Below are 23,991 nucleotides of genomic sequence, written 5' to 3' on the forward strand. Positions count from 1 at the left end.
CTCTTCTCCATGGCAGCCACTGTAGGAAGCGGGACCGGCCTTGCCCATCCTTCTGCAAGGCGTTGCCGGCCGTCCGGAAGAACGAGGGTCCGCAGGTGCCCATCGTTCTTCCGGACTATTGACGCCGGACTTCAACCCAGGCGGTTGAAATTGACATCTACCTGACATCCCACGGTGGACGTGCGATATGGCGACAGGCGCACGAGCAAACGCGTTGGGACTTACCCGCGGCATAAGGTGGCCGTAAGCCTTGCCCACCACATTGCAAGGCAACGGTGCAGGTCAGGATCTGCAGCGCGATTTGCAGGGCGGCCCCATCACCGCCCTGGACTCCCTTTTCACGTTTCGAGAGGAGACACTCGATGGAAGACAACAACGCAAAAGCCTACTGGTCAGCGACCCTGGGCTTGCTGACCAAGGTGCTGGTGATCTGGGCCTTGGTGTCCTATGGCGCCGGTATCCTGTTCGCCCCGGCACTCAATGCCATCCACCTGGGCGGCTATCCGCTGGGTTTCTGGTTCGCCCAGCAAGGGTCCATCTACATCTTCATCGCACTGATCTTCTGGTACGCGAAGAAGATGAAAGAGATCGACCGCAAGTTCGGCATGCAAGAAGACTGATCGGGGACGGACCATGGATCTTCAAACGATGACCTACCTGATCGTGGGGCTGAGCTTCGCGATCTACATCGGCATTGCCATTTGGGCACGTGCCGGCAGCACGAAAGACTTCTACGTGGCCGGCGGGGGCGTGCACCCCGTGACCAACGGCATGGCCACGGCCGCCGACTGGATGTCGGCCGCCTCCTTCATCTCGATGGCCGGCCTGATCTCCAACATGGGCTATGGCGGCGCGGTGTTCCTGATGGGCTGGACGGGTGGCTACGTGCTGCTGGCCTGCCTGCTGGCTCCGTACCTGCGCAAGTTCGGCAAGTTCACGGTGCCCGAGTTCATCGGGGACCGCTACTACTCGCAGTTCGCCCGCAACGTGGCCGTGATCTGCCTGCTGGTGGCCTCCATCACCTACATCATCGGCCAGATGACGGGCGTGGGCGTGACCTTCGCACGTTTCCTGGGGGTGACCAGCGACCAGGGCATCTACATCGGCATGGCCATCGTGTTCGCCTATGCAGTGTTCGGCGGCATGAAGGGCATCACCTACACCCAGGTGGCGCAGTACATCGTGCTGATCGTGGCCTACCTGGTGCCGGCGTTCTTCATCTCGCTGAACCTCACCGGCAACTTCCTGCCACAGCTGGGCCTGGGCGCGAACCTGGCCGGCACCGACGTGTCGCTGCTGGCCAAGCTCGACCAGGTGGTGACGGATCTCGGCTTCGGCCAGTACACGACCACCGCCGCCGGCAGCACGATCAACATGGTTTTCTACACGATCTCGCTGATGATCGGCACGGCCGGCCTGCCGCATGTGATCGTGCGCTTCTTCACCGTGCCCAAGGTGGCCGATGCCCGCTCGTCGGCCGGCTGGGCGCTGGTGTTCATCGCGCTGCTGTACACCACGGCTCCGGCCGTGGGGGCGATGGCCCGCCTGAATCTCTTCGGCACCACCAACACCGCCGTGGGCATCACCCAGAACGAGGTCGGTCAGATGGCGGTGAATGCCGATGCGGTCAAGGCCAACAGCGACCTGTTCGCCCCTGAGGCCAGCCTGGTCTACGAGCAGCGTCCCGACTGGATGAAGCGCTGGGAGAAGACCGGGCTGCTGAAATGGGAAGACAAGAACGGCGATGGCCGCATCCAGTTCTACAACAGCGCCACGAAGAACCCCGACGTGCTGGCCAAGGCCGAAGCCGCCGGCTGGAAGGGCAACGAGCTGACGGTGAACGCCGACATCATCGTGCTGGCCAACCCCGAGATCGCGCAACTGCCCAACTGGGTGATCGCGCTGGTGGCCGCCGGCGGCCTGGCCGCCGCCCTGTCGACGGCCGCGGGCTTGCTGCTGGCGATCTCCTCGGCGATCTCGCATGACCTGATCAAGGGCGCGATCAAGCCCGACATCAGCGAGAAGAGCGAGCTGCTGGCCGGCAAGATCGCGATGGCCGGCGCCATCTTCGTGGCCGGCTACCTGGGCCTGAACCCGCCGGGCTTTGCCGCCGGCACAGTGGCCCTGGCCTTCGGGATTGCGGCCTCGACGATCTTCCCGGCCCTGATGATGGGCATCTTCAGCAAGACGGTGACCGACAAGGGCGCAAGCGCCGGCATGATTGCGGGCCTGGCGGTGACGCTGTTCTACGTGTTCGCGCACAAGGGCATCTTCTTCATCCCGGGCACGGACTACCTCAACCTGATCGGCGGGGCCAACAGCTTCTTCACCATCACCCCCGAGGCTTTCGGCACGGTGGGCGCGATCGTGAACTTCGCGGTCGCCTTCCTGGTCAGCAAGGTCTCGGCGCCCGTGCCCTCGCACATCGCCGCGATGGTGGACGCCGTGCGCACGCCCAAGGGCGCCGGCGCCGCCACGGCCCACTGAGCAGCCCACACTGAGCGGCCCGCTGCGGCTGTGGGCGGCCTGCCGGGCCGCCCACCCCCGGGACCCCGTCGGCCCCCCCGGCGGGGTCTTTTTGTTGCGAGAATCGAATCCACCTCGGTCCAAGACCATGAGCATCTATCTCCTCAACTGGTTCTTCCTGCTGGCGCTCATTCCGGTGGCCTTTTTCTGGCTGCGCCGCGCCTGGCGCATCGGTGTGCGCCGCGATTTCTCGGAGGTGGCGCTCAAGAAGGGCTTGCCCGCGCCCAACGCCGAGCGCTATGCCCCCTACGAGCTGATCATCAACCTCGTGGGCGGCCTGGTGCTGGTGGGGGTGCTGGTGGCCGTGCTCGGCTTCCAGGCCCTGGGGCGCGACGAATGGATCGCCATCGCCGGCTCGACGCTGTGGCTCAAAATCTTCGCCTCCTTCGCCCTGAGCCGTCAGGCCCATGGGCTTTCGGCCGCACGCCGTCGTGGTCCTGGGGGTTCACCGTAAGGTGTCGGTCAGAGGAAGGGGCACAATCGTCGATACAGAGAGCCTTGCCGCCATGGACGACACCCCCTGGATGAGGAGACGCCGATGTTCAGGAGCCTGGGGGCGCAGCGGCTGGTGTTCGTGTTTTTCGCCGGCTGGCTGTCGCTGAACTTTCCGCTGATGGCGCTGTGGGACCGCGAGGCCACGGTGCTGGGGGTGCCGCTGTTCCCGGCGGCGCTGTTCCTGGTATGGGCGGTGCTGATCGGCGTGACCGCCTGGCTGGTGGAACGTCTGGACGACTGACACCGTGCTCAGTGCGCCGCTGGTCATCGTCACCGCCTTCGCCTACCTGCTGCTGCTGTTCGCCGTGGCCTACCACGGCGATCGCCGCGCCGCCGAGGGCCGCTCGATCATCGGCAATGCATGGATCTACACCCTGTCGCTGGCGGTGTACTGCACGGCGTGGACGTACTTCGGCAGCGTGGGACGTGCCGCCGGCTCCGGCGTGTGGTTCCTGCCGATTTACCTCGGCCCCACGCTGGCCATGGTGCTGGCGTGGATGGTGGTGCGCAAGATGATCCGCATCGCCAAGACCTATCGCATCACCTCGATCGCCGACTTCATCGCCAGCCGCTACGGCAAGAGCCCCGCCCTGGCCGGGCTGGTGACGCTGATCACCGTGGTGGGCATCGTGCCCTACATCGCGCTGCAGCTCAAGGCCATCTCGGTGGGCTACGGATTGCTGACGCAACCTCCGGTGAGCCCCCTGGGCGCCACACCCAAAGGCCTGCCGTGGTGGCAGGACACCGCCTTGTACGTGGCGCTGGTGCTGGCCGGCTTCACGATCGTCTTCGGGGCGCGGCATCTCGACAGCACCGAGCGTCACGAAGGTATGGTCGCGGCCATTGCCTTCGAATCGCTGGTCAAGTTGCTCGCCTTCCTGGCCGTCGGTGCCTTCGTCACCTGGGGGCTGTACGACGGCCTGGGCGATCTTTTCGGCCGGGCCCTGGCGGACCCGGAGCTGGCCCCGCTGCTCAGCCCCTCACAGGGCGCGGCGCAGGGCAATGGCTTCGCCTACGGGTCGTGGTTCGCCCTCACGCTGCTGTCCATGCTGTCGGTCATCTTCCTGCCGCGGCAGTTCCAGGTGATGGTGGTGGAAAACGTGGACGAGAACCACCTCCGACGAGCCGCGTGGGCCTTCCCCGCCTACATGCTGCTCATCAACCTTTTCGTGCTGCCCATTGCCTTGGGCGGGCTGATGCTGTTCGAGCGGGGCAGCCAGAACCCCGAGGGCTTCCTCATCTCGCTGCCACTGAGCGACGGCCAGCAGGCGCTGGCCCTGCTGGCCTTCATCGGCGGCCTGTCGGCCGCCACCGGCATGGTCATCGTGGAGGCCATCGCCGTCTCCACGATGGTGTGCAACGACCTCATCATGCCCTGGCTGCTGCGTGCACGGCGCGTGCAGGCCCGCTCGGGCGGCGACCTCACCGGGGTGCTGCTGGGCATCCGGCGCGCCGCCATCGTGGGCATCCTGCTGCTGGGCTACCTGTACTTCCACCTGGCCGGCGAGGCCTACGCCCTGGTGAGCATCGGCCTGATCAGCTTTGCCGCGGTGGCCCAGTTCGCGCCGGCGATGCTGGGCGGCATGTACTGGAAAGGGGGCACCCGTGAGGGCGCGATGGCCGGCCTGCTGGCGGGTTTTGCGCTGTGGGTCTACACCCTGCTGCTGCCTTCGTTCGTCAAGTCGGGCTGGCTGGACGCCTCGCTGCTGGATCGCGGCCCCTTCGGGTGGGAACTGCTCAAGCCCGAGGCCCTGCTCGGGGTGAGCGGCCTGGACTACCTTACGCACTCGCTGTTCTGGAGCCTGCTGGCCAACGTCGGTGCCTACGTGGGCGTCTCATTGTGGCGCGGGCCCTCCGCCCACGAGGCCAGCCAAGCGATGCTGTTCGTCGATGTGTTCGATCGCACCCAGGCCACGCGCCCGGTGTTCTGGCGTGGCCGTGCCCAGGTGGCCGACCTGCTGCCGCTGGTGGCCCGCTTCCTCGGGCCGGTGCATGCACGCCGGCTCTTCGAGGACTATGCCCGCCGGGTCGGCGCCCCCAGCATCGAACGCATCCCACCCGATGCCCGGCTGGTGCAGTATGTGGAAACCCAGCTCGCCGGGGCCATCGGCAGCGCCTCGGCGCGCGTGATGGTGGCCTCGGTGGTCGAGGAGGAGGCGCTGGACCTCGACGACGTGATGCGCATGCTGGAGGAGACTTCGCAACTGCGGGCCCATTCGCGCGAGCTGGAGGAGAAGTCGCACGCGCTCGAGCAGCTCACGGCCGAGCTGCGCCAGGCCAACGAGCAGCTCAAGAGCCTGGACCGCCTCAAGGACGACTTCATGTCCTCGGTCACCCACGAGTTGCGCACGCCGCTCACCTCGATCCGTGCGCTGTCCGAGCTGATGCTCGACGACGCCGACATGGACCGCGCGCAGCGCCAGCAATTCCTGGGCCTCATCGTCAGCGAAACCGAGCGCCTGAGCCGCCTGGTCAACCAAGTGCTGGACATGGCCAAGATCGAGTCGGGCCACGCCGAGTGGCACCCCACCGACGTGGACCTGGCCGCGCTGCTGGAGCAGGCGGTGAAGACCACCCGGGAGCTCTTCCACGAGCGCGGGGCCGAGGTCCATCTGCACCTGCCGCACGGCTTGCGCACGCTGCGCACCGACCGCGACCGGCTGACCCAGGTGATGCTCAACCTGCTGACCAACGCCGCCAAGTTCGTGCCACAGGGGCGTGGCCGTGTGGACGTGCGGGTCACGCCCGACGAACGCGGCGTGCGTATCGAGGTGCACGACAACGGCCCCGGCGTGCCCGAGGCCCTGCGGGCCACGGTGTTCGAGAAGTTCCGTCAGGGCGGTGACGAGGACATCCGTCGCCAGGGCACCGGCCTGGGCTTGCCGATCAGCCGGCAGATCGTGGAGCATTTCGGCGGACGCATGTGGCTCGACGATGCCGCAACGGGAGCCTGCTTCTGCCTGTGGCTGCCCTGGACACCGGCCGACGAACTCTCGAGTCAAGCACCCCTGAACGGAGACGAGCATGCCTGCCAAGATCCTCATCGCGGACGATGAGCCCAACATCCTGCTGTCGCTGGAGTACCTGATGAAGCGCGAGGGCTACGAGGTGGTCCTGGCGCGCGACGGGCAGGAGGCCCTGGACGCCATCCGCGCCGACCCGCCTGCGCTGGTGCTGCTGGATGTGATGATGCCTCGCCGCACCGGCTTCGAGGTCTGTCAGGAAGTCCGCGCCGACGAGAGTCTGCGCGGCGTGCGCATCCTGATGCTCACCGCCAAGGGGCGCGACACCGACATCGCCAAAGGCCTGGCGCTAGGGGCCGACGCCTATATGACCAAGCCCTTTTCCACCAAGGAGCTGGTGGGCAAGGTGCGAGAGATGCTGGAGGCGCAGGGCTCGTGAGAATCGACCGCCGCTTCGTCGTGGCCCTGCTGGCTTTCGCGCTGGCGCTGCTGCTGTGGGCAGCGCTGAGCCTGGTGCTCGTGCTGTCCACCGTCGACGATGCTCAGCGCGGCCTGCTGCGATCGGTGCTGAGCGAGCGTGCGCCCCTGGTCTTCATGGCGTTCGTCTTCACGCTGGGGGTGGTCGTGTTCGTGTTGCGTCCGGTCTACCGGCGCTGGATCACCGCCGCGGCCCGGCTGGCCGAGGACACCCAGACCGTGCTGGGCACCGGCATCGTGCGCGAGATCGCGCCGCGCGGCAGCGCCGAGCTGCGCGCCCTCACCGGGGTGATCAATGAACTCGTGCGCCAGCGTGCGCGGCTGCGCGAGGACATGGCCCAGCAGGTGCGCCTGGCCAGCGAGCGCGTCGAACAGGAACGCTCGCGCCTGGCCGCGCTGATGGCCGAGCTCAGGCAGGCGGTGGTGGTGTGCAACCTCGACGGGCGCATGCTGCTCTATAACGCCCGGGCGCGCAGCCAGTTCCGCGCCCTGTCGAGCGTGCCGGCCCTGGCCGACGGAGCCGAGCTGATCGGTCTGGGTCGCTCCATCTACACCGTGATCGACCGCCGCCTGGTGGCGCATGCGCTGGACACCGTGCGCCGTCAGATCGAGCGCGGACACCCCGAGCCGTCGGCCCAGTTCGTCACCAGCACGGCCACGGGCCAGTTGCTGCGCGTGCAGATGACGCCGGTGCGCGACCATTCGGAGTCGGGTCTGGGCGGCTTTCTGCTGATGCTGGAGAACATCACCGAGGCCTTCGAGGCCGAAAGCGAGCGCGACCGGGTGCTGCACGACCTCATCCAGGGCACTCGCGCCTCGCTGGCGGCCCTGCAGGCGGCCGTCGAGGTGCTGGACGACCCCGGGCTGGAACCCTCGATGCGCGAGCGCTTCCAGCGCGTGATCCGCGAGGAGACCGCCACGATGAGCCGCCGGCTGACCGAGCTGGCGCGGCGCAGCACCGAAGCCCGCCAGACCCGCTGGCCTCTGGAGGACATGCTCGGCGCCGACTTCGTGGCCGCCGCCGCCCAGCGCCTTCAGGCCGCCCATGGGGCGCGCGTCACCGTCGGGGAGGTCGATTCCACCGTGTGGCTGCGTGTGGACAGCTTCTCGCTGCTGCAGGCCCTGGCCTACCTGGCCGGCCGGCTGGTGGAGGAGTACCAGGTGCGCTACCTGCAGTTGCGCCTGGCCCCGGCGGGTTCCCATGCCCACCTCGACCTGGTCTGGCCCGGCCAGGCCATGAGCACCGAGACCGTGATGAGCTGGGAGCTCGACCCCATGCAGGGCGAAGCCGCAGCCTCGCCGCTGAGCGTGCGCGAGGTGCTCGACCGCCACGGCGGCGAGTTCTGGTTCGAGCGCGAGCGCACGCGCAACCAGGCCTTCTTCCGCTTCCTGCTGCCCCAGGCGGCCGCGCCCGAGGCGGCCGATCCTGCGCCGCCGGCCGTGGGCGACAGCCGCCCGGAGTTCTACGACTTCGACCTTTTCCGCACCACCGACTCGACCGAGGAGCTGGCCCAGCGCCGGCTGGTGGACCTGGTGTACACGGTGTTCGACACCGAGACCACCGGCCTGGAGCCCTCGGCCGGCGACGAAATCCTCCAGATCGGTGCCACCCGCATCGTCAACGGCCGGCTGCTGCGCCACGAGTGCTTCGAGCAGCTCGTCGATCCGCAGCGCCCCATTCCGGCCGCCGGCATCCCGATCCACGGCATCACGCCGGAGATGGTGCAGGGACAGCCCACGATCGACACGGTGCTGCCGGCGTTCCACGCCTATGCCCGCGACACGGTGCTGGTGGCGCACAACGCGGCCTTCGACATGCGCTTCCTGCAGCTCAAGGAGGCCCGCACCGGCGTGCGCTTCGACCAGCCGGTGCTCGACACCCTGCTGCTGTCGGCCGTGGTGCACCCGCACCAGGACTCCCACAAGCTCGAAGCCATCGCCGAGCGCCTGGGCGTGACGGTGTTCGGCCGCCACACTGCGCTGGGCGACGCCATCGTGACGGCCGAGATCTTCCTCAAGCTCATCCCGCTGCTGGCGGCCCAGGGCATCCACACCCTCGGGCAGGCGCGGGACGCCTCGAAGAAGACCTTCTACGCGCGCATCAGCTACTGAAGGCCGGGGCGCGGGCCGGCCTTCACAGGTCGAGCACCAGGCGCGGGCAGCGCGCTCGCGAGCAGCAGGCCATCATGCGCTGGTGCGCCTCACGCTCGGCGCGGCCCAGCACGCTGTCGCGGTGATCGACCTCGCCGTCGAGCACGCCGACCTCGCAACTGCCGCACAGGCCTTCCTCGCAGTCGCTTTGCACATCCACATTCGACGCCCGCAGCACTTCCAGCAGCGTCTTGTCGGCCGGCACCTGCAGACGCAGCCCCGAGCTGCGCAGCTCCACCTCGAACGGCTGCTCCTGTGCAGGATCGAGTCGCCGTGCCCCGCCCGAGAAGTGCTCGACGCGCAAAGCGTCTTCGGGCCAGGCGGCTGCCAGCCGCTCCAGTTCGTCGAGCATGCGCTGGGGGCCACCGGCGGCTTCGACGCCAACCCGCAGGGCCCGATCGCCCAGGCCGTGGCCGCCGAGGCCCGTGCGGCCAGCGCGGCGCTGGGTCATCGAGCCTGATCCGGCCCCGCCTGCGACACGCCGGAACGGCTCAGGCGCCCATCCGGTCGGCCAGGTCGGCCAGATCGGCGGCCTCCAAGTCCACCGGCACGCCAGCCCGGACCTCCCCCCGCCCCGGTCCATGCTCATCGGGGCGGGCAATGAAGGCAGTGCGCAGGCCCGCCGCGGCGGCCGCGGCCAAGTCGGAAGAATGGGCCGCGACCATCATCACCTCGTGGGGGTCGCAATCGAAGGCGCGTGCCGCGGCGAGGTAGACCTCGGGCTTGGGCTTGTAATCGCGCGCCACCTCGGCCCCCAGGATGGCATCCCAGTGCCAGTCGTTGCGCCGCGCCAGGTCCACCATCAGCGAGATATTGCCGTTCGAGCACGGGGCGACGAGAAAGCGCTCGCGCAGCCGCGCCAGCGCCGGCCTCACGTCGGGCCAAGCGTCGAGCCGGTGCCAGGCGCGGTTCAGGTGCACGCGCATGGGCTCGTCGACCGCGGCGTCCAGGCCAAACTGGCGCAGCACCACGTCGAGGTTGCGGCGGTGCAGGATATCCAGCGTCGAGAACGGCCGCCGGCCCGAGCGCACCTCCTCCATCGCCGGCTGGTACTCGTCCCGCCAGGCATCGGCAAAGGCCAGCGCATCCACCCGCAAGCCCAGGCGCTGCAGCGCGAGCTGCACCTCGCGGGCGATGCTGGTACGCCAGTCCACCAGGGTGCCAAAGACATCGAAGACAAGGGCGCGCACAAACGTCATGGCGCTGGCTCCAGGAAAAGATGTTCCGCCAGTGTCTCAAACCTCGCACCGGCCCGCCCCCCCAAACGCGCGATCTGCGCCCTTGAATCGCCCGATGGATCTGCGACGGGCTGCGCTGCCCCTTCAGTTTGCACCGGCCATGCCGATAGTGCTCGACATACGCCCCATGAGGCCCGAAAGGCGCCCAGGGCGCCTTGTCCTTTCCGAGGAGCACACTTCATGAATATCCTGCGCAACCTGCGAGTCGGCACGCAATTGATCGGTGGCTTTTCGATCGTCTGTGTGATCGGCGCGCTCATCGGTGCGGTCGGGCTGTGGCGTTCAGCCCAGATGAACGACCTCGCCCACCAGATGTACGACCGTCAGGTCGTCGGTCTGAATGCCGCGGCCGAGACGGCCTTGGCCCTGCTCGAGGCCAACCGGGCCGCGACGAATGCGGTGTTCGCCGACACCTTGGGCGAGCGCCAGAAGCACATCGCGTCCACCCGGGCCCGCCTGGAAGCCACCCGCGAAGCCCTGGGGCGCACGGAGACCCGGTTCTTCACGGACGAGGTCAAGCAGCAGGTGCATCGCGCGCGCGAACAGGTGCAAAAGGTGTCCCAGGTGGTGGACGAGCTGCTCACGCGCCTGGACAGCGAACCGCCCGGCGAGGCCTGGACTGCCGCCGACATGCTGAGCAATGAACTGCGCCCGGCGGTGGACGAGGCCGATGCACTGCTCAAGCAGCTCATGCAGCGCAAGCAGGCCGATGCGGCCGGCCTGGCCGAGGCCACCACGGCCACCTTCGCCAGCGGCCGTGTCGCGATGATCGCCCTGACCCTGGGCGGCTTCGCCGTGGGCCTGGGCCTGGGCATCTGGCTCACCCGGCGGCTGACCCGCCAGCTCGGCGGCGAGCCGGCCGACGTGGCCGCGGTGGCCAATGCCATCGCCGAAGGAGACCTGACCAGGGCCATCGACACTTCGCACGCGCGGCCCGGCAGCGTGGTTCACGCCATGCACACCATGCAAGAGGCGCTACGCCGCGTGGTGGGCAGCGTGCGCACCGGCAGCGACCACATCGCCACCGGCTCCAGCCAGATCGCCAGCGGCAATGCCGACTTGTCGCAGCGCACCGAGGAGCAAGCCAGCAACCTGCAGCAGACCGCCGCCTCGATCGAGCAACTGGTCAGCACCGTTCAACACAATGCCGAGACCGCCCGCCAGGCCGCCCAGCTCGCTGGCGTGGCTAGCGACGTGGCGGCCAAGGGCGGCCAGGTGGTGGGCGAGGTGGTGCACACCATGGGCGAGATCAACGCCAGCTCCAAGAAGATCGCCGACATCATCGGCGTGATCGACGGCATTGCCTTCCAGACCAACATCCTGGCGCTGAACGCCGCGGTGGAGGCCGCCCGCGCCGGCGAGCAAGGCCGCGGCTTTGCCGTGGTGGCCGGCGAGGTGCGCAACCTCGCCCAGCGATCGGCCCAGGCCGCCAAGGAGATCAAGAGCCTGATCCAGGCCAGTGTGGAGAGGGTGGAAGCCGGCAGTGGCCTGGTGGATCAGGCCGGGCAGACCATGAATGACATCGTGGCACAAGTCAAGCGAGTGACCGATCTCATCCAGGAGATCAGCGCGGCCACCACCGAGCAGACCTCGGGCCTGAACCAGATCAACGATGCCGTGGGCCAGCTCGACCAGGTGACGCAGCAAAACGCCGCGCTGGTGGAACAAGCGGCCGCCGCCGCCGACAGCCTGGCCCAGCAGGCCCGCCGTCTGGTGGAGGCCGTCTCCCAATTCAAACTGAGTGAACACGAGGCGGCGCAGGCCATTGCCCGCGCCCAGGCCTCCAGTGCGCAAGCCCTCGCCCCCTCGCCGCGCGATGCCGGCGACGACGATGGTTGGCGCACGCACTGAGGCACGGCCCGCTCACTCCTCACTCAGAAGCGCCCGGCCTGGAAACGCTGCTCCAGCACGCTTTGCAGGGTGTGGACGACGTCGAAGGCCTCCTTGAGCTGGCGGCGCTCGAAGTTGGACAGGCGGTCGACGACGAGGAAGTTGTCGGGCGGGTGGCCTTGCGCCATCTGGCCGGCCTGGTGGCGGATGCGCATCGCCGCCAGGAACTCCAGCGCCTGGCGCAGGTCGCGCACGCCGTCGGCGCTGATCTCGCCGCTGTCGGCCGCACGCTGCAGGCGGTCTTGCGTGTTCACCTCCTCCAGCGCCCCGGCCAGGGCATAGATGCGCGCCAGGTCGACGATGGGCACGATGCCGGAGTGCTTGAGGTCGATGGCACCGCGGTGCTCGCCGCTGCGGATCGGCGCAATCCCGCCGAACAGGCCCCGCGGCGGCCGATGGGCCAAGGCGTTGCCCACCATGTAGGCCAGGAAGATGCCGTTGCCGCGCGTGCGCTCGAGCATGTCGCTGCGCACCTGTTCGAGCAGCTCGGTGCGGCCGTGCACCGCGCGCAGGTCGAAGAACACGCAGGTGAGCATCAGCGCCTTGGGCTCGGGCTCGTCGATCCAAGTGCGGAAGTACTGACGCCAGCGGCGTTGGGGCTGGCGCCAGGCCGGCGTCATCGCCATCATCTCGCCGGGGCAGTGCACATAGCCGCAGGCCGCCAGGCCATCGCAGACGAAGCGTGCGAAAGCCTCGAAGTAGGCGCCGTGCCGGGCTTCGTCGTAGCCGTCGTCGAGCACCAGGCAGTTGTCCTGGTCGGTCTTGGCGGTTTGCTCGCAGCGGGCCTGCGAGCCGGCGGCCACCCAGACGTAGTCCACCGGCGGCGGGCCCAGGCGGCTTTCGGCGAGGTGGATCAGCCGGGCGGTGAAGGCATCGGTGACAGCGGTGATCAGGTGGCCCGTGGCATGGGCCGAGGCGTCGGCCGCCGCGAGGTGGCGCTGCAACTCGGGCAGGCGCCGGCTCACGCGCACCAGCCCCTCCAGATTGGGCTGCTTGTGGATCTCGCCGACGAGATACACCGCGGTGGTGCCGTGCCGCTCGGTCAGGTCGCGCACCGTGACCAGGCCGGTGACGCGCTCTCCGTCCATGAGCGGCAGGTGGTGGATGTTGTGCCGCGCCATCAGCATCAAGGCCTCGATCGCGGGGCGGCGCTCGTCCAGGGTCAGGGGCGCCAGCGTGGCGATGTCCATGACCGGGCGCGACGGATCGAGCCCGGCCGCCACGACCCGGTTGCGCAGGTCGCGGTCGGTCACCAGGCCGAACAGGCGGCCCTGCTCGACCACCAGCACCGACGACACCCCCTGCTGCTGCATGAGCTGCGCCGCCTCGCGCACGCTGGCCGTGGGCGGCACCGTGACGGGATCGCGCCAGCGCAGGCCCGACAGCGGTTCGCTCAGCAGGTGCAGGTGCTGCTCGCGCCCACCGGGCGCCGGGCCGGGGACGGTCGGGTCGGGGGGAGGCCAAGGTGCGTGCATGGCCCCATCATCGCCGGCCAGCCCCGGCCTGACCAGAGGGGTACCCTGAGCAAGCTCAACCGCGCTGGCGCTCGCTGGCATAGACGGCCGCCTGCACACGCGAGCTCAAGCCCAGCTTGCGCAGGATGTGCTGGACGTGGATCTTGACCGTCGTCTCGGCGATGCCGAGTTCGCGGGCGATCTCCTTGTTGCTGGCCCCCCGAGCGATCTGGCCCAGGATCTCGCGCTCGCGCGGCGACAGGGTGTCCAGCGGCTCGGCCGCGGCCGGTTCAGGCGGCGCGGGCGCGCCGGGGGCGGCGTGCAGGGCCTGGAAGGCCGCCACCAGCTTGGCCGTCAGTTCGGGGCTGACGACCGAGTCGCCAGCCATCGTGCGCTCGATGGCCCGCACCAGGTCCGGGCCGTCGATGGTCTTGAGCACATAGCCGCGTGCACCGGCCTTCAGCGCCGCGGCGAGGTCCTGCTCGTCCTCGCTGACGGTGAGCATCAGCACCTTCGCACGCGGTGCCACCTCACGCAGGCCGGCCAGCGCATCCACACCGTTCACCCCGGGCAGGTGGTTGTCCAGCAGGATGAGGTCGGGCTGCAGTTCGCGTGCTTGGCGCTGGGCCTGCCCGGCATCGCCGGCTTCGCCCACCACCTGCAGCCGCGGCTCCAGGCCCAACAGGGCCACGATGCCGCGGCGAAACAGGGTGTGGTCATCGACGACCAGCAGGCGGATGCGGGCAGGAGCAGCAGGCATGGGCAGGGGTGGGTTCAGGCGGCCAGCGCTTGGGCCGGCACGGCCGGACCGGGCAGGGTCAGGACCACGCGGGTGCCGTGGCCGGGCTGGGTGTCGATGTGCACCGACGCGCCGATGCGGGCCGCGCGCTCGCGCATGATGCGCAGGCCCACATGGGTTTCGTCGGGGGGGGCTGCAGCGGCATCGAAGCCCACGCCGTCGTCGCGCACCTCGAAGCGCCACACCGGGGTCTGCTGCACGTCCACCCAGACTTCGCGGGCCTGTGCATGCTTGCGCACATTGGACAAGGCTTCCTGCACCACGTGCAGGACCTGGATCTGCACGTCCGGATCGAGCGGCAGGCCATGGCCATGCATCGACAGGTGCGCCCGCATCCCGCTTTGCAACTCGAACTTCTGCAGCGTCGCGCGCAGCGCCGGCTCGATGTCCTCGCCGCTGGCGCGGGTGCGGAAGTGCAGCAGCAGTTCGCGCACGTCGTTGTAGCTCTCGCGCACGCCGGCATCGAGCTCGCCCAGCACCCGCTCCACCGCGTCGGGATCGGCGCGGCGCAGGGCCTCGCGCAGCAGCTGCACCTGGATCTTCAGAAAGGCCAGCGACTGGGCGATGGAGTCATGCAACTCCTGCGCCAGCAGGCTGCGCTCCTGGGCCACCGCGGCCTCTTTGCCCAGCGCCTCGGCGCGCAGGCCCTCCATGGCCCCGGCCAGATGGGCCGCCAGGGCCTCGAGCAGGGATCGTTCGTCCTCGCCCAGTGCGGTGTCGCTGCGGAAGAAGAGATCCACCTCCCCCAGCAGCCGGTGCTGCAGCCGCACCGGCACCGACACCAGGGTCTGGTAGCCAGCCTGCGCGCACAGATCCCGTCCGGAGGGTCGGGACGAGACGATCGGAATGACCCGGGTGCTCGCGCCGTCCACGGCCTGGCCGCAGTGGCAACTGCCGGTCTGCACGCACTGCTCGTGCTCGCTCATGAACTGGGGCAGGCCGTCGCCGGCCAGCAGCAGATAGCGCTGGTTGGCCTCGTCGGACCAGCGCACGGCCACCGCGTCGGCCCGCGCCAGGCGCCGCACCTGGCGCGCAAACCCCTGGGCCAGCTCATCCAGCGTGGCGGCCTCGGCCAAGAGCGCGCTGGTCTCGTACAGTGCGGCCAGGCGCTCGCGCTGCTGTTCCAGCCGGGCGGTCTTCTCGGCCACCCGTCCTTCCAGGTTGGCATAGAGCGCCTGCAGCGTCTGCGCCATGCGGTTGAAGCCGCGGGCGAGCTGATCGAACTCCTCGCTCGATCCTTCCTCGACCCGCGCAGCAAAGTCCTGCGCCTGCACGCGCTGCAGGCCGCGCTGCAGGCGGTTGAGCGGATGGATCACGAACAGGTGGCCGGCATACAGCAAAGCCACCCCCACCGCGATGGCCAGTGCAAGGATGCCCAGTTGCACGGCGTGCAAGATGGCCGTCCACAAGGACAATTGCTGCTCGATGGCGCCGACAAAATCATCGATGGCCCCCACGAAGCGTTCGACGTCGCCAGAGGCGGCCGACGGTACAGCGCCCTGCCAGCGCTCGCGCAGGCTGCGCCACTGGCTGCGCACGGCGTCGAACCGGCTGCGGGTGGCCTCGTTCCAGGGTACGAAGAGCGGGCGGGAGGGGTCGCCGGTGAGCAACAGCTCCAGGCCCTGGTCGAATCGGCGCAGCCGTTCCTCGATCACGGCCGGGTCGGCCCGGCGCTCGACCTCGAGCGCGAGCTGGTAGCTCTTCATGCGCAGCCGGCCGGCCTCATTGACCGCGGCCGCCCCCCCCTCGATCTGCCAGGTGATCCACAGCGTCAGGCCGATCGAGGTCAGCGCGGCCAGCAAGAAGGCCGTGCACAACAGGGCCAGTTTGGCCCACAGCGTCCCCGGATGGCGTCTCATGCGGCCACTCTAGGCCGCAAGCCGGCCGCCTGGCTTGATCCGCGTCAAGTCCTCAAGAGCTCAGCCGGGTGCGGCCGCCATCTGCTCGCGCAGCACACGCGCGGTGGCCTCATCGGCCGGGAAGAAGGGCCGGGAAGAAGGTTTCCAGGGCCAGGTCCAGTTGCGACAGGTGGCGCTGCTGGCGCCAGTGGCGCAGCAAGGCGCCCACGTCGGTGCGCGCGCGGCCTGTCTCGCCACCCGCCGAGGAAGGGTTGCGTGTCATGGCCGCCAGCTTATCCGCGCGATCGCCGCATGCCCATGACCTGTGAGGTCATCGCCTGCGGCCGGCGCGCTCAGCTCAAGCCGTTGACGGGCAGCGCGGCCCCGTGCAAGGCGCGTGCCGCCGGCGAGGCCAGGAAAACGATGACCTCGGCCAGATCCTGCGGGGCCACCCAGCGGGAAGGGTCGGCGTCGGGCATCGCGGCCCGGTTCTCCGGCGTGTCGATGATCGTGGGCATCACGCAGTTGACATTGATGCCGTGCTCACGCAGTTCCATCGCCATCGCCTCGGTCAGACGCACCACGGCGCTCTTGGAGGCGCAGTAGGCCCCCATCTGCGCGCGGCCCTGGGTGGCACTGGCCGCTGCCACCTGGATCACCTTGCCCGCCCTTGCGGCCAGCATGTGCGGCACCACCGCGCGCGCCGTGTGTACCACCGTGCGGGCATTGAGGTCGAGCAGGAAATCCCAGGTCGCATCCGAGGTTTCATGCACGGCCTGCCCCATGCGGAAGCCGCCGGCGATGTTGCACAGCACGTCCAGACGGCCGAAACGCTGCAAGGCCTGCTGCACGGCCGCCTCCACCTGCGACGGATCGAGCAGGTCGGCCGCAAGCGTCAGGCGGGTGGCGTCGTCGGCCCCGTAGGCCCGCTGCAGGGCCGCAGGCTCACGATCGAGCAGCACCAGGCGGGCGCCGCGCTGTGCAAACGCCCGGGCCACGGCGCGGCCGAGATTGCCGGCCGCGCCGGTGACGAGGACGGTCTGTTGGCTGAAGTCCATGGGGAAGCACTCCTGTGTTTCGATGCACATGCGGGCTGGCATGTTAGAGCCTGTCAGCGCGCCGGTTCGCAGCGGGCGCACCGCCCGAGCTGCCCACCCTTGCCGAACAGGGCTTCCCGGACGTGGACGTGGGCGGCTGGTTCGCCGTGGTGGCCCCGGCCGGGCTGCCAGCGGCCCAGGTGCAGCGCATCCACGCCGCCGTCGTGGCTGCCTTTGCCGACCCCGAGGTCAAGGCCGCGATGGCCCGCCAGGAAAACATCATCCACCCCACCTCACCCGAGGCCGCACTGCAGTTCTTCAAAACCGAGCAGGCGCGCTACGCCCGGCTGGTGCAGAAAGCTCAAGTGAAGCTCGATTGAATCCCCCCACGATGCGGCGGCCCGCCCGCCGCCGCGCCGAGGCACCGTCATGAACACTTCATGCGAGGATAGGAGTATCGAAAGTCTCTCGGTCCCATCCCGCCCATGCAAGAACCGGTTCGCCTCCAGACGACTGCCGACGCCCTCGCAAACAGCGACCTGCCCGATCCCGGGCGGCGCCGCTGGCTCAGTCGAACGGTGCTGGCCTGTGCAGCGCTGGTCGGCTGTGCGCAACGCAAGGGCCCAGGGCCCGATGAGGCCGCCGCGCCCGCTCAAGTGGCGCCCTTCTCGGCCTCGGCACCCGACGGCCGGCTGCCAAGGGGCTGGGAACCCTACGTCTTGCGCCGAGACAAGCGCCCGACCCGTTACGGCACCGAAGCGCACGACGGCCGCACCGTGCTGCGGGCCGACTCCCTCGGCGCGGCCACCGGCCTGCGCTGCCCGGTAGACATCGATCCGCTGCACGCCGGCCGGCTGCGCTTTTCCTGGAGGGTCGACGACGTGGATCCTCGCCTGACCGTGACCGATCCACGCATCGACGATGCGCCCGCGCGCGTGATCCTGGCCTTCGATGGAGACCTGCGGCGGCTGTCGCTGCGCGACCTGATCTTCTACGAGCAGGTCGAGGCTTTCACCGGTCAGCGCTTGCCCTATGCCAGCCTGATGTACGTCTGGGACGGCCGGGCGCCCCGCGAAACGGTGGTCCAGTACGCCCGCAGTGGACGCATCCGCTACCTCGTCGTCGACAGCGGCACGCAGCCGGCCGGACGCTGGCGCTTGCACGAGCGCGATGTGGTGGCCGACTTCCGTCGGGTTTTCGGCGAAGACCCCGGCCCGGTGCGCAGCGTGGGCGTGCTCACCGACAGCGACGACCTGGACATCGCGCTCACCGCCTGGTATGGCGACATCTCGCTCACACGGTCTTGAGAAGCGCTGCGCTATGACAGCGTGTATGCGGTTTTGACCGTCGTGTAGAACTCGGCGGCATAGCGGCCTTGCTCGCGCGGCCCATAGCTCGAGGCTTTGCGCCCGCCAAAGGGCACGTGATAGTCCACGCCCGCGGTGGGCAGGTTCACCATCACCATGCCCGCCTGGGCATGACGCTTGAAATGCGTGGCGTGCTTCAAACTCGTGGTCGCAATGCCCGCACTCAGGCCGAAGGGCGTGTCATTGGCCAAGTGCAAAGCCTCCTCGTAATCCCTGGCGCGAATCACGCTGACCACCGGGCCGAAGATCTCCTCGGTATTGATGCGCATGGTCGGCGTGGTGTGCGTGAACAGCGCCGGGGTGAGGTAGTAGCCGGGCGCGCCGTCGGCGTTGCAGTCGATGCGTTGCCCCCCTGCGGCCAGCGTCGCACCTTCTCGTTGGCCGATGGCGATGTATTCGAGGTCCTGGGCGAGCTGGCGCTCGTCGACCACCGGGCCGATGTCGGTGCCCGGCTTGCGGGCATCGTCCACCTTCAGGCACCGCATGCGCTCGATCATTGAGGCCACGAAACGGTCGTGGATCCCCTCGGTGACGATCACGCGCGAAGACGCCGTGCAGCGCTGACCGGTGGAGAAAAAGCCGCTGTTGATGGCGCAACTGACGGCCACGTCCATGTCGGCATCGTCCAGAACCACGAAGGGGTTTTTGCCGCCCATCTCGAGTTGGAACTTCGCACCTCGCGCCACGCAAGCCTGTGCCACCTGACGCCCGGTGGCCACCGAGCCGGTGAAGCTGACCGCCGCCACGCGCGCATCGTCCAGCAGCACTTGACCCACCTCGCGGCCGCGGCCCATCACGAGGTTGAACACGCCGGCTGGCAGCCCGGCGCGTTGGACAATGTCGGCCAGCGCCCAGGCCGAGCCCGGCACGAGTTCGGCCGGCTTGAGCACCACCGTGTTGCCATACGCCAGCGCTGGCGCCACTTTCCAGGCCGGAATGGCGATCGGGAAGTTCCAGGGCGTGATCAAACCCACCACACCCAGCGGCTCGCGTGTCACCTCCACCCCCACCCCCGGACGCACCGAGGGCAGCACCTCGCCCGCGCAGCGCAAGGCCTCGCCGGCAAAGTACTTGAAGATGTTGCCGGCGCGCACCACCTCACCAACGGCTTCCGGCAAGGTCTTGCCCTCCTCGCGGGCCAGCAAATCGCCCAGCTCGGCGCGCCGCGCCAGGATTTCCGTGCCCACCGCATCGAGGATGTCGAAGCGCTGCTGCGGTGTGCTCAGCGACCAAGCCGGGAACGCGGCATGCGCTGCGGCAATGGCCTGTCGCGCCTGCGCAGCATCGGCCTGAGCGTACTCGCCGATCACATCGCGCGTGTCGGAGGGGTTGATGTTGCGAATGGCGCCAGGCCCCTCCACCCATTGGCCATTGATCAGGTTTTTGAACATGGTGTGTCTCGTTCAGCGGACCAGACAAGGCCGCTTGGGGTCGAAAGCCCAGTTGGGGATCAAGTACTGCATCGCGATCGAGTCGTCTCGGGTGCCCAGGCCATGCCGCAGATACAGCTGATGTGCTTTTTCCACCTCGGCCATGTCCAGCTCGATGCCCAGTCCCGGCCTGTCCGGCACTTGGACGAATCCGTTGCGGATGGACAGCGGCTCTTTCGTCAGACGCTGGCCGTCTTGCCAGATCCAATGGGTGTCGATGGCCGTGACCCGGCCCGGCGCGGCAGCGGCCACGTGCGTGAACATGGCCAACGACACATCGAAGTGGTTGTTGGAGTGCGAGCCCCAGGTCAGTCCCCAGTCACGGCAGGTCTGCGCCACCCGCACCGAGCCCGACAGCGTCCAGAAATGCGGATCGGCCAGCGGAATGTCCACGGATTGCAAGGCCAGCGCATGCACCATCTGACGCCAATCGGTGGCAATCATGTTGGTGGCCGTGGGCAGGCCGGTGGCGCGGCGGAACTCCGCCATCACCTCGCGTCCCGAAAAGCCGTCTTCAGCCCCGCAGGGATCTTCGGCATAGGCGAGCACGCCGCGCAAATCGCGCATCAGGCGGATGGCGTCTTTGAGCCGCCAGCCGCCATTGGGGTCCAGCGTCACGCGGGCGTTCGGAAAGCGTTCGTGCAACGCGCGCACCGCCTCGACTTCCTCTTCGCCGCGCAACACACCGCCTTTGAGCTTGAAGTCGTTGAAGCCGTAGCGCGCGTGCGCGGCCTCGGCCTGACGCACGATGGCCTCGGGCGTCAGTGCCGGGGCATGACGCACGCGGAACCATTCGTCTTCGCCGGTTTCGCTGGCCGGGTCGGTGTACGGCAGATCGGTGCGCGTGCGATCCCCCACGAAAAAGAGATAGCCCAGCATCTCCACCTTGTCGCGCTGCTGGCCTTCGCCCAGCAAAGCCGCCACCGGCACCCCCAAATGCTGGCCGAGCAAGTCCAGCAAGGCCGACTCCAGCGCCGCCACCGCATGAATGGTGGTGCGCAAATCGAAGGTCTGCAAGCCGCGTCCGCCCCGATCGCGCTCGGCGAAGGCGTGTTGCACCCGTTGCAGGATCTGCCGGTGCGCGCCCAAGGTTTGCCCCAGGACCAAGGGCGCGGCGTCTTCGAGGGTTTGACGGATGTTGTCTCCGCCGGGCACCTCACCGACGCCGGTGCGTCCGGCACTGTCTGTGAGGATCACCAGGTTGCGCGTGAAAAACGGCCCATGCGCGCCGCTGAGGTTGAGCAGCATGCTGTCGCGGCCGGCGACGGGAATCGCGCGCAACGCCGTGATGCGGGGGGTGTCGTGCAAGGACATGAAATCTCCAAACGAACGGCGCTGTCCCAACTCAGTCGGCCGTGATGTTGCGCGCCTTGATCAGCTGGCGCCAGCGCTCGTACTCGGCGCGCTGGAACGCGGCAAACTGTTCCGGCGTGTTGGCCACCAGCTCAAAGCCAACCGAAACGAACTGTTCACGGATTTGCGGATCGTTGAGCGCTGCCACCAAGGCGGCATGCAGCTTGGCTTTGACGTCCGCCGGCAATCCGCGCGGCGCCGCGATGCCTTGCCAGGAATACACATCAGCCCCTTTGATGCCCGCTTCGTCCAGGGTGGGCACTTCGGGCAGGAGCTTGGAGCGCTGGGTCGAGGTGATGGCCAAGGCGCGCAGCTTGCCCGTGCGCACATGTTGGATGATGGCGTTGATGTTCTGGAACGAGGCGTCCACCTGACCGCCCAACAAGTCGGAAATCGCAGGTGCGCCGCCTTTGTAGGGCACGTGAATGCCGGTGGTTCCCGACTGCTGCCAAAACAGTTCGGCCGTGAGGTGGTCGGACGAGCCGTTGCCCGATGAGGCGAAGGTCAGCTTCCCAGGGTGGGCCTTGGCATGGGCCAGTAAATCCGACAGCGACTTGAACGGCGAGGCCGCCGGCACCACCAGCACATTGGGCGCCTGCACGGCTACCGTCAGCCCGTCGAGATCCTTGATGGCATCGTAGGGCACGCTCTTGAGCAAATGCGGCGCGATCACGAAGGGCCCCAAAGAAGCCACGAGGATCGTGTGGCCGTCGGCCGGTGCGCGCACCACCAGGCTGGCGCCGATGGTGCCCGTCGCCCCCGGCTTGTTCTCAACGATGAAGCTTTGGCCCAGCTGCTGTTGCAGCTTGGGCGCAATCGCCCGGGCCAAGGTGTCGGTGGAGCCCCCCGGCGGGAACGGCACGACCAGGGTCACTGGCTTGTCCGGCCAGGCCCAGGCGCTGCTCATCAGCCCCCAACCCACAGCCAACGCAAGCAGCCATTTTTTGGCGTTCAGTCTCAACATGACAGTCTCCTCGAGCATCGATCGTGAGAATTCACCTGCGACTCATTGAGGCCCCAGCGTTTGGATCAGCGCGCGCAGTTGTTCGACCTCTGCGGGCTTCAACTCCGACAGCGGCGGCCGCACGGGCCCGGCGCTGCGGCCCACAATCGATGCGCCCGCCTTCACGATGCTCACCGCATAGCCGTGGCCCCGATTGCGCAACTCGATGTAGGGCAGGAAGAAGTCGCGGATGAGGCGGTCGGTCGTGGCCGTGTCCCCGGTGGCATGGGCGTTGTAGAACGCCATGGCCGTGCGGGGGATGAAGTTGAACACCGCCGACGAGTACACCGGGCACCCCATGGCTTTGTAGGCACCGGCAAACACCTCGGCCGTGGGCAAGCCCCCCAGATAAGCGAAGCGATCGCCCAGGCGCTGACGGATGGACACGAAAGCCTCGATATCACCGATGCCATCCTTGAATCCAATCAAGTTGGGGCAGCGCTCGGCCAGGATGGACAAGGACTGCGGCGTGAGCCTGCACGCCCCGCGGTTGTAGACGATGACCCCCAAGCGCACGCTCTTGCACACCGCCTCGACATGAGCCACCAGCCCCTCTTGTGTGGCTTCGGTCAGGTAGTGCGGCAGCAGCAGCACCCCTTGCGCCCCGTGACGCTCGGCCTCCTGGGCGTACTGGATCGCCAGCATCGTGCCCCCGCCGGCACCGGCAATGATGGGCATGCGCCCCTTGCAGGTCTGCACCGCCACACGAATCACATCGGCGTACTCCCGCGGCTCCAGCGAGAAAAACTCGCCCGTGCCACCGGCAGCAAACAACGCGCTGGCCCCATACGGCATGAGCCACTCCAGGCGTTCGGCGTAGGGCTTGGGGGCAAAGCGCAGATCAGCGTCGAAGTCCGTCAGTGGAAAGGACAACAGGCCGGAAGAAATCGTGCGTTGCAGGTCTTGAGGACTCATGGACAGGCTCACAGGCTGGAAGGAAAACGCCCCGATTCGCATGAACCGAAGCTGCGTTGTTGTCAGTCATCGTACAACATCAAGACCCAGGATTCAATGCTTCGCCGCACGGTTTGTGATCCGCAGTTCTACGTAGACGCAGTTCTACGTAGACCGCAGCCCCGCCGGCCTCAAGCCCCCGCGCTTTCGGCCGCTTCCTGTGCGCGACGCAGCCGCTCGCGGCTGTTGGACAAATGGGTGCGCATGGCCGCGCGGGCCGCCTCCGGGTCGCGGTTGGCAATGGCCACGATCACACTGTCGTGCTCGGCCAGCACACGCAGCAAATACTCGCGCCGTCCCTGACCGGCCAGACGGGCCGAATTCACCCGCGAGCGCGGGATCAACATGTCACCCAAGTGCTGCATCAAGTCCAGGAAATGCGGGTTCTGACTGGCGCGGGCGATCTCCATGTGCAAAGCCCGGTCGGCCGCCACCGCATCGGTGCCATCCTCGATGGCCCGCGCAAACGCCGCCTGCGCCTCATGCATCGCCTGCAAATGGGCTTGCTCGCGACGCACGGCCGCCAGCGCGGCGGCCTCGGCTTCCACGCCGATGCGCAGCTCCAACACGGCAATCACGTCGCGCAGCGTGGCCACCTGCTCGGACGCGATGCGAAACGCCCCCGCCTCACCGGCACCGACCACAAACGTGCCGATCCCATGACGAGTTTGCACCCAGCCACCCGCTTGCAGCTTGGACAGCGCCTCGCGCACCACGGTGCGGCTCACACCAAACTCTTCCATGATGGCCGCCTCGGTGGGCAGCTTATCGCCCACCCCCCACTGACCGGCGCGAATACGCGCGCTCAATGCATCGACGAGATCGAGCGCCAGGGTGCGGGACTTGCGACGAGCAGGAAGGGCGAGGGTGGACATGAGACTCCGAGTAAACCCCGAGGCTTGCCGCCTTGACAGCGCCACGGGGCTGAACGACGATTGTTGTATGACGACTGACGACATATGACGCCGCTGGATTGACTCTAGCAACCCGTTCATGGATCCGCAAGCCAGGCGCCC

Annotated in this window: 21 protein-coding genes and 2 pseudogenes; 11 read left to right on the top strand and 12 right to left on the bottom strand. The window is 68.2% G+C overall.

Annotated elements, in window-relative coordinates; genetic code table 11:
• Positions 1 to 362: 362 nt before the first annotated feature.
• The 7 genes from AC1ECW_RS00080 to AC1ECW_RS00110 all read left to right on the top strand — a co-directional run bounded on the left by AC1ECW_RS00080 (position 363) and on the right by AC1ECW_RS00110 (position 8,573).
• On the top strand, positions 363 to 620 hold the full coding sequence (locus tag AC1ECW_RS00080) for a DUF4212 domain-containing protein (RefSeq protein WP_409704988.1): 258 nt from the start codon (positions 363 to 365) through the stop codon (positions 618 to 620).
• Between the two features lie 13 nt (positions 621 to 633).
• Positions 634 to 2,487, top strand: a complete 1,854-nt coding sequence (locus AC1ECW_RS00085) for a sodium:solute symporter family protein (protein WP_481200883.1) — start codon at positions 634 to 636, stop codon at positions 2,485 to 2,487.
• 127 nt (positions 2,488 to 2,614) lie between these two features.
• Positions 2,615 to 2,980: a hypothetical protein gene (locus tag AC1ECW_RS00090; protein ID WP_409709561.1), complete on the top strand. Its 366-nt coding sequence runs from the start codon at positions 2,615 to 2,617 to the stop codon at positions 2,978 to 2,980.
• 84 nt (positions 2,981 to 3,064) lie between these two features.
• Complete coding sequence (locus tag AC1ECW_RS00095) at positions 3,065 to 3,262, top strand: hypothetical protein (protein WP_409660699.1); 198 nt, start codon at positions 3,065 to 3,067, stop codon at positions 3,260 to 3,262.
• A 4-nt stretch (positions 3,263 to 3,266) separates the two neighbouring features.
• Positions 3,267 to 6,077 carry an ATP-binding protein gene (locus AC1ECW_RS00100; RefSeq protein WP_481200884.1) on the top strand — a complete coding sequence of 937 codons (2,811 nt, stop codon included), beginning with the start codon at positions 3,267 to 3,269 and terminating at the stop codon, positions 6,075 to 6,077.
• Positions 6,046 to 6,423, top strand: a complete 378-nt coding sequence (locus tag AC1ECW_RS00105) for a response regulator transcription factor (RefSeq protein WP_409709567.1) — start codon at positions 6,046 to 6,048, stop codon at positions 6,421 to 6,423. Before AC1ECW_RS00100 ends, AC1ECW_RS00105 begins: the two co-directional genes overlap by 32 nt.
• Entirely contained in the window at positions 6,420 to 8,573 is a 2,154-nt protein-coding gene (locus tag AC1ECW_RS00110; RefSeq protein ID WP_481200885.1) for a 3'-5' exonuclease, read from the top strand. The genes AC1ECW_RS00105 and AC1ECW_RS00110 overlap by 4 nt, the downstream gene beginning before the upstream one ends.
• Before the next feature lie 22 nt (positions 8,574 to 8,595).
• Here AC1ECW_RS00110 and AC1ECW_RS00115 read toward each other — a convergent pair.
• A pseudogene (locus AC1ECW_RS00115) lies at positions 8,596 to 8,982 on the bottom strand (2Fe-2S iron-sulfur cluster-binding protein); the annotation flags it as partial.
• Here AC1ECW_RS00115 and AC1ECW_RS00120 point away from each other — a divergent pair.
• A pseudogene (locus tag AC1ECW_RS00120) lies at positions 8,965 to 9,072 on the top strand (IclR family transcriptional regulator); the annotation flags it as partial. The pseudogenes AC1ECW_RS00115 and AC1ECW_RS00120 sit on opposite strands and share 18 nt — an antisense overlap.
• A gap of 31 nt (positions 9,073 to 9,103) precedes the next feature.
• Here the strand turns inward: AC1ECW_RS00120 and AC1ECW_RS00125 are convergent.
• A complete protein-coding gene (locus AC1ECW_RS00125; RefSeq protein WP_409709695.1) occupies positions 9,104 to 9,811 on the bottom strand; it encodes a haloacid dehalogenase type II in 708 nt (235 codons plus the stop codon).
• Positions 9,812 to 10,030: 219 nt separating this feature from the next.
• Between AC1ECW_RS00125 and AC1ECW_RS00130 the strand changes: the two genes are divergently transcribed.
• A complete protein-coding gene (locus AC1ECW_RS00130; RefSeq protein ID WP_481200886.1) occupies positions 10,031 to 11,701 on the top strand; it encodes a methyl-accepting chemotaxis protein in 1,671 nt (556 codons plus the stop codon).
• A gap of 23 nt (positions 11,702 to 11,724) precedes the next feature.
• Here AC1ECW_RS00130 and AC1ECW_RS00135 read toward each other — a convergent pair whose 3' ends face one another.
• The 5 genes from AC1ECW_RS00135 to AC1ECW_RS00155 all read right to left on the bottom strand — a co-directional run bounded on the left by AC1ECW_RS00135 (position 11,725) and on the right by AC1ECW_RS00155 (position 16,889).
• Positions 11,725 to 13,215 carry a DUF294 nucleotidyltransferase-like domain-containing protein gene (locus AC1ECW_RS00135; RefSeq protein ID WP_481200887.1) on the bottom strand — a complete coding sequence of 497 codons (1,491 nt, stop codon included), beginning with the start codon at positions 13,213 to 13,215 and terminating at the stop codon, positions 11,725 to 11,727.
• Between the two features lie 55 nt (positions 13,216 to 13,270).
• Positions 13,271 to 13,954, bottom strand: coding sequence for a response regulator (locus AC1ECW_RS00140; RefSeq protein ID WP_409709758.1), 684 nt, complete (start codon positions 13,952 to 13,954; stop codon positions 13,271 to 13,273).
• Between the two features lie 14 nt (positions 13,955 to 13,968).
• A complete protein-coding gene (locus tag AC1ECW_RS00145) occupies positions 13,969 to 15,852 on the bottom strand; it encodes a type IV pili methyl-accepting chemotaxis transducer N-terminal domain-containing protein (protein WP_409709755.1) in 1,884 nt (627 codons plus the stop codon).
• Positions 15,853 to 15,961: 109 nt separating this feature from the next.
• Positions 15,962 to 16,114: a hypothetical protein gene (locus AC1ECW_RS00150; protein ID WP_409709752.1), complete on the bottom strand. Its 153-nt coding sequence runs from the start codon at positions 16,112 to 16,114 to the stop codon at positions 15,962 to 15,964.
• 70 nt (positions 16,115 to 16,184) lie between these two features.
• Positions 16,185 to 16,889 (bottom strand): SDR family oxidoreductase, encoded by a 705-nt coding sequence (locus tag AC1ECW_RS00155; protein WP_409709749.1) that lies wholly within the window; start codon positions 16,887 to 16,889, stop codon positions 16,185 to 16,187.
• A gap of 89 nt (positions 16,890 to 16,978) precedes the next feature.
• Here AC1ECW_RS00155 and AC1ECW_RS00160 point away from each other — a divergent pair, with 89 nt between their 5' ends.
• Together AC1ECW_RS00160 and AC1ECW_RS00165 are read left to right on the top strand one after the other, a co-directional pair.
• Entirely contained in the window at positions 16,979 to 17,248 is a 270-nt protein-coding gene (locus AC1ECW_RS00160; RefSeq protein WP_481201205.1) for a tripartite tricarboxylate transporter substrate-binding protein, read from the top strand.
• Between the two features lie 105 nt (positions 17,249 to 17,353).
• A complete protein-coding gene (locus AC1ECW_RS00165) occupies positions 17,354 to 18,175 on the top strand; it encodes a DUF3047 domain-containing protein (protein ID WP_481200888.1) in 822 nt (273 codons plus the stop codon).
• Positions 18,176 to 18,186: 11 nt separating this feature from the next.
• Here the strand turns inward: AC1ECW_RS00165 and AC1ECW_RS00170 are convergent, their stop codons facing one another.
• The 5 genes from AC1ECW_RS00170 to AC1ECW_RS00190 form a co-directional block, all read right to left on the bottom strand.
• A complete protein-coding gene (locus AC1ECW_RS00170) occupies positions 18,187 to 19,626 on the bottom strand; it encodes an aldehyde dehydrogenase family protein (RefSeq protein WP_481200889.1) in 1,440 nt (479 codons plus the stop codon).
• A 12-nt stretch (positions 19,627 to 19,638) separates the two neighbouring features.
• Positions 19,639 to 20,979: a glucarate dehydratase gene (gene gudD / locus AC1ECW_RS00175; RefSeq protein ID WP_481200890.1), complete on the bottom strand. Its 1,341-nt coding sequence runs from the start codon at positions 20,977 to 20,979 to the stop codon at positions 19,639 to 19,641.
• 31 nt (positions 20,980 to 21,010) lie between these two features.
• The gene (locus AC1ECW_RS00180; RefSeq protein ID WP_409705944.1) at positions 21,011 to 21,982 is read right to left on the bottom strand and encodes a Bug family tripartite tricarboxylate transporter substrate binding protein; all 972 of its coding nucleotides are present in this window, start codon (positions 21,980 to 21,982) and stop codon (positions 21,011 to 21,013) included.
• A 42-nt stretch (positions 21,983 to 22,024) separates the two neighbouring features.
• Positions 22,025 to 22,936: a 5-dehydro-4-deoxyglucarate dehydratase gene (gene kdgD, locus AC1ECW_RS00185; RefSeq protein ID WP_481200891.1), complete on the bottom strand. Its 912-nt coding sequence runs from the start codon at positions 22,934 to 22,936 to the stop codon at positions 22,025 to 22,027.
• 170 nt (positions 22,937 to 23,106) lie between these two features.
• A complete protein-coding gene (locus tag AC1ECW_RS00190) occupies positions 23,107 to 23,850 on the bottom strand; it encodes a FadR/GntR family transcriptional regulator (RefSeq protein WP_409705938.1) in 744 nt (247 codons plus the stop codon).
• Positions 23,851 to 23,991: the final 141 nt, after the last annotated feature.

The sequence above is a fragment of the Caldimonas hydrothermalis genome (assembly GCF_056746695.1).